Raw genomic sequence first — 5,622 nt, 5'->3', positions numbered from 1 at the left:
CCGCTGCCCGTTGTCGAAGTCGAAGTTGGGCTCGGGCTCGCGCTCCGCATCGCGGTTGCGGTTGTGATCGCGGTGGGGCTCACGGCAGGGCCCGAACTGGCGGTCGAGCCCGAAGTCGAGCTTGGCGTCACGGTCGAAGTCGGGGCCTGGGCATCCAGCGAAATCTCATAAAGCGGCCAGGCCACTTCACCAAACACCTGCGTGGTTTGGCCACGGTGGCGGGCTTTCAAGGCGTCGCGCAGCGCGCCCGTCAACACTTGACGATGCGTGCTAAGCCGGTGCAAGGAATGAACGGCACCTACTGCCAGGCTTAATCCAGGTATCTGCGCCGCCCAGTGCGCGCCCATATGAACCGTTTCTATTTCCGCCCCGGCCGCCGCTTGGCTTCGCCGCAACCGCGAGCGCTGCACCCCGAACACAGCTCCCACTTCCCAGTAGGCCGTGGCGACCAAGCCGGCGCCCAGCACCAGGCCGTCGATACGCCGCGTGTCGCCGGGCACTGCATTGGATTCCCGACGGTTCCCGTCTGAATGAAACAGCTCGGCCCACGGGCGAAGTGCGCCAAGACCAGTGAACGACGGGTCCGAGGCGGGCTTTGCATGCGGCGCCGCGGCGCCCGCCCTGCCCGGCGGGGTCGTGCCGGACACAAAGACTGAAGGCACGGCCATGACCCGCCGGCGCACCGGCCCATGGCCAGGTGAAGCCATGGCCCGCCGCAGCACCGCCTCGCGCACGAAGCGGCTGTCTTCCCAGACGCTGGACAGCACCGAGGCGTTCCAGTTGCCAGACAATTGCCCCAGGGCCCACCCGGCAGAATCTTTGTCCAGGCCGGCGACCTTGTCATGCAGATCGGGGTTGGCTTTGCCGCCAGGGGTGTCTTCGTCAATGACCTTGCCCACGTCTTTTTCATCGGGCGTCTCGCCCGCGTCGTCCAGCGGCACATCGTTGCGCTCGAGGGTAAGCGTGACCGTATCGGCGCTATACGAAAGCGCCGGCGTCAGAAACGCCAGGTCAGAGGCCACCGACGCGAACTGCGTGCCGCCCAGACCGCCGCCGGCCTGAAGAATGTCGTACGAGCTAGAGGTCTTCCACAGCCCGTTTTGCGCCAGCACGGCCACCTCGCCGCCCAGCAAGGCGGTGCCGCCCACCTGCACAGTAGTGGCCTCGCCTGTGGGCCAGGCCACTACCTGGAAGCGGCTGCCCGGCTCGAAAAGGGCATTGCCTTTTATAGTCAGTGCGCCGCCATCAGTATCCGACACAGGCGAAACATAATTGCCCGGTGCCAGGACCCCGCCCGCTTGTATATGCACCGCCCCCACCTCGCCCACGCCTTGCAGCCGTGCGCCGTTGTGTACAAGCACCGAGCCGGAGAAAATTTCGTTAACGGCCAAGGCCCCTTCGGCCACCCGCGCCTGACCGGTGTAGGCCATGGCGTCGCCGGTAATGTCCAGCAGCCCTTCGCCCAGTTTCACGAAAGCCCCGTTGCCCTGCAACAGGCCCGAATGCGTGGCGGCCCCGGCGCCCACGCGCCAGCGCAACACGTCGTCCATGCCGGCCGGCGCAGCCACCGGCGTATACGGCACCACCGGGGGCATGTCATCCACAGCGGCGTCCCGAACGGTAAGCGGTCGGCTTATGTTGATGCCGGGCGAGTATTCCAGCTGCGTGCCCTTCACGGTCTCGATACCGCCGAACGCCCCAAACACCGCGGGCCCGTCGATATGCAGGCTGCCCTGCCACAGCCGGGTGCTGCCCCGGTAAGTGTTGGTGCCCGACAAACGCAGCGTTCCACCCCCCAATTTGTACAGGCCGTTGGGCGAGCCCGGCACCGGCTTGATGTCGCCGCCGATGTGAGCCTTTACGTCCTGAACAACATCAATGTAGGCCGGCTCGGCCACCAGGTGGTCGTGGCTCGACGTCCACTCGGGCGCCTCGATGCGCAGCACATCGCCCTCAAATACAAAAGGCGCAGAACCCGTCTGCGCCTTTGCCGAACCCAACCCCAATAACACCGTGGCGGCCGCACACGCCGACACACTCAGCCACCGTTTCCAGGGGGGTGGGTAATACGCCTGCTGCCTTCCTACGCACAACGCTTCTTGATCACGCTTCGTAAATTGCCAAGCCATGCATCTCTCCTTGAAATACAACGACCAAACAAACCACTAACGAAAAGGTCCGAACACCTGCCCGGACCACGTTGCTGCAGTATTTTCCACATGGGCGAGATTCGCCCATGTGCGGCAGTATAGGCACTTTTAATTACTTTTAATACATTTTTTAATTATTTTGTAATATTTTCAGCCGAGCGCGAACGCGCGCCGCCTACAGCCACTTGCACCAGCGGCCCCGCCTTTCAGGGCTTAATCGGGCCCGCCTGCGACCCGGGGCCAGGCAATACGCAGATCAACACTGCCCGGGCCGGCCACGTTCACTTTTTGGGTTTTGGTCTGGCCCTGGTATGTGGCCTGCACGGTATAGGCGCCAGGCTTAAGTTCAGCCAGAAAATACGGCCCCACCGAGGGCAAGCTTAGCACCGGCGCACCGTCGGCCTCTTTGATTTCAAGCTGAACGTCGGCCACATAAGGCGTCGAGCCGTCGTCGCCCGTGGCGGCGAAAGTCAACGCCAAGGGGTAGCGCGATTTTGCTTCTTTTATGGCGGTGGATTCATCAATACCGAAGCCGCCGGTGACGTATTGGATGCCCTGCACACTTTGGGTGGCAGGAAGCTGCGCATGGGCAACGCCGCCAAAGGCCATGGCCGCTGCCAAGACCATAGCTACTGTCGACACCATAGCCGGGTCCAACATTCTGCTCGCGGCGCCAGCCACCCGACTGGAGCTGGCGCTGGAGCCCGAACCTGATCTCGTCGCTACGCGATGAATAAGTTTGCTGTACATAGAGCCTCCGTCGAAAGTGCCAGAAAGACCGTGCGCAGCAGGCAGCATGCCCGCGCCAAAACCAGTGGCGACCCTACACACAGACCCTGTGCAGCTCCTCTAAGCAATTGCCGTCAAACTTGCACTAGGGGGCCCGAAGCACCTGTCCGAAGCACCTGTCCGAAGCACCCGCCCGAAGCCCCCGTCCCAAGCACCTATCACCCGCCGTAAACTCCAGCCCCTAAAGCGCATACCCCATACCCGTTACCAAGAACCGTCCTGACGCAAACTACAACGCCGACCCCACACGCCTGGCTATGCCACCTTCCCTTCCTCGGTGGCAATACCGTAAAAGCCGTAGTTTTCAGTAAAGCGATTGCGCTCGGAAAAATTCAGCCATAGGCGCAGCAGCCAGCGGCGGCGGCCGGGGTCTTCCCAGTCGACATAACTGGTGCGCGAATGCAGCGTGGTGTGGTTGTTCAGCCATTGAATATCGCCGGGGCGAAAATCCATGGACAAGCACAGCTCTTGCGACGACGCCCATTTGTCGATCAGGTCGAACAGCTCGCGGTGCTGGTCGCTTAATGGCGGCGCGCCTTCGTAGCGCTGGCCCGATTCAATGAAGTTGCGCAGGTACATGGTGGACAGCTTGCCGTTGGCCCAGCCGCAAATCGAGGTCACCCAATAAGGCTGGCCGGTGACGGCATTGTGCTCGCCCCGATGGTCGAACCACAGCGGCTGGTACAACAAGGGGATGAGATCGGGGCGCTCGCGCAAAATGGCGTTGTAGATGCTGCACGAGCTGACGACCAGGCTTGCGCCGCCTTCTTTCGAGGTGCGCACACAAGCCAGCCCCACCACGTCGGCGCCGTCCACATGAAACGGCGCGGCATGGTTGGTGTGATAAAAGCGCGAATCGGCATTGCTGCTGGGGTCGGTGCTGGTGGTGTTGATCACGCTGCCCAACAGTTCGCCCTTCGAGTTCTGCACAATGGGCGAGCCCAGATGCAGGCCCAGGCCCCAAAACGCGGTGCTCAGTTCGTCTTCATTCCATTCGCCCACCGGCAGGCCGCGCCAAAGCTCAAAGCCGCGTCCGTTTTCAAGCTCTTCACGCAAGGTGTCGATGCGGGCGGTCAGCACCGGCAGGGGGAAGTCGGCCGCAGTCATGTCGCGCAACGGCTCGCCCTTGCCCATGGCATGGCGCACCGCCGCTTTAAGTTCGTTAACTTCCACCGCGCTTAGTGTGTATTTCCACGCGTCCGAGTGCTGCATCTGGTCGCGTGTCCAGGCGGCGGGGTGTTCAAAAGCTTGTGTCAGCATTTCAGTCATTGTTGTCTCCTTCAGTCTCGGTATCCCGGCGAAAGCCTGTCGAGCCGGCGCAGTAGTGCCGGCCAAGCCAGCAAGGCGGGGTGCGCCGTACCCATTTTTTCCATGGCGGCCTCTACGCCCGCCAACACCTGGGGTTGAACCGCAAGCAGCTCGCCCCCAGCCTGAGCCGCCACTTGTATCTGGCAAGCCGTTTCAAAGATAGACATGGACCAGAACGCATGCGCGATGCTGCGCGCAGCGGTAAGCAGCCCATGGTTGCGCAACATGAAATAGGTGGCGCCGCCCAGGTCTTCTTGCAGGCGTGCGCGTTCGTCGTCGTGCACGGCCAAGCCTTCGTAGTCGTGATAGGCCAGCGAATTCAGCACCAGGGTGGCCTGCTGCGAGATGGGTAGCAGGCCCTTGGGCTGTGCGCTAACGGCCACGCCCGCCCGCGTATGCGTGTGCATCACGCACTGCACATCGGGCCGCGCCGCATGCAGGGTGCTGTGAATGACAAAACCGGCACGGTTCACCGGGTAGCTGCTTTCAGACAGCGGGTTGCCGTCGATGTCGATCTTGATCAAGGACGATGCCGTGATTTCGTCGAACAACATGCCGTAAGGGTTGATCAGGAACACTTCGCGGCCGTTTTCGTCGGGCAGGCGGGCACTGATGTGGGTGGCGATAAGGTCGCTCATGCCATACAGGGCGGCCAGCCGATAGCAGGCCGCCAGATCGATGCGCGCGCGCTGTTCGGTATCCAATGCCTGATCCGCATCGATAAAGCCGGTTTCGCTGGGGCTCATTTTGTCTCCGTAACGGGGCTGCGCAACTGCTTCTTGTCGATCTTGCCCACCCCCGTGCGGGGCAGATCGGGCACCAGGTGAATGGCCGAAGGCCATTTGTACTTGACCAGGCGTTCGGCCAGGAAGGCCATGGGCGCTTCTCGGGTGATGTCAGCGTCAGCCACCACATAGGCCACCAGCACCTCGCCCCGATAGGCATCGGGCACCCCAATAACCGCCGCCTCGCGCACGCCCCGGTGACAAATAAGCGCCTCTTCGATTTCACGGGGGTACACATTAAAGCCACTGACAATGGCCATTTCTTTCTTGCGGTCGGAAATGGTGAGGTAGCCTTCAGCATCAAGCCAGCCGATGTCGCCGGTATATAGCCAGCCATTGCGCAACGCTTCGGCGGTTTCAGCCGGCCTGCCGTAGTAGCCCAGCATGACTTGCGGGCCTTTAACACGAATTTCGCCAACCTCGCCCTGCGCCAGTATTTTTTCGCCGTCGTTGACATCAACGATCTGCACCTGCGTTTCAGGCACGGCAATACCAACGGTGCCTGTCTTGCGCACCCCGTTCAAGGGGTTGTAGGCAATAACCGGCCCCGCTTCGGTCTGGCCGTAGCCTTCGCACACCGGGCAGATCGG

5 protein-coding genes are annotated in these 5,622 nt (G+C 62.1%); all 5 read right to left on the bottom strand.

The features are described 5' to 3' along the window. Positions 1-2,129: autotransporter outer membrane beta-barrel domain-containing protein (locus tag VL003_RS03235; RefSeq protein ID WP_325439525.1), on the bottom strand; the 2,129-nt coding region annotated here is incomplete at its 3' end. A 234-nt stretch (positions 2,130-2,363) separates the two neighbouring features. Continuing rightward, positions 2,364-2,777, bottom strand: a complete 414-nt coding sequence (locus tag VL003_RS03230) for a carboxypeptidase regulatory-like domain-containing protein (protein ID WP_325439523.1) — start codon at positions 2,775-2,777, stop codon at positions 2,364-2,366. A gap of 417 nt (positions 2,778-3,194) precedes the next feature. Beyond that, the gene (locus VL003_RS03225; RefSeq protein ID WP_325439521.1) at positions 3,195-4,208 is read right to left on the bottom strand and encodes a TauD/TfdA family dioxygenase; all 1,014 of its coding nucleotides are present in this window, start codon (positions 4,206-4,208) and stop codon (positions 3,195-3,197) included. Positions 4,209-4,219: 11 nt separating this feature from the next. Then, the gene (locus VL003_RS03220; protein ID WP_325439519.1) at positions 4,220-4,993 is read right to left on the bottom strand and encodes a class II aldolase/adducin family protein; all 774 of its coding nucleotides are present in this window, start codon (positions 4,991-4,993) and stop codon (positions 4,220-4,222) included. Then, positions 4,990-5,622, bottom strand: a 633-nt coding sequence (locus VL003_RS03215; RefSeq protein ID WP_325439517.1) for an AMP-binding enzyme, incomplete at its 5' end; no start/stop codon positions are given. The genes VL003_RS03215 and VL003_RS03220, both read right to left, overlap by 4 nt.

The organism is Pusillimonas sp. (assembly GCF_035515275.1).
Classification (GTDB): Bacteria; Pseudomonadota; Gammaproteobacteria; order Burkholderiales; family Burkholderiaceae_B; genus Pusillimonas.
The sequence above is the reverse complement of the archived record's forward strand: the minus strand, read 5'-3'. Positions and strand labels throughout refer to the sequence as shown.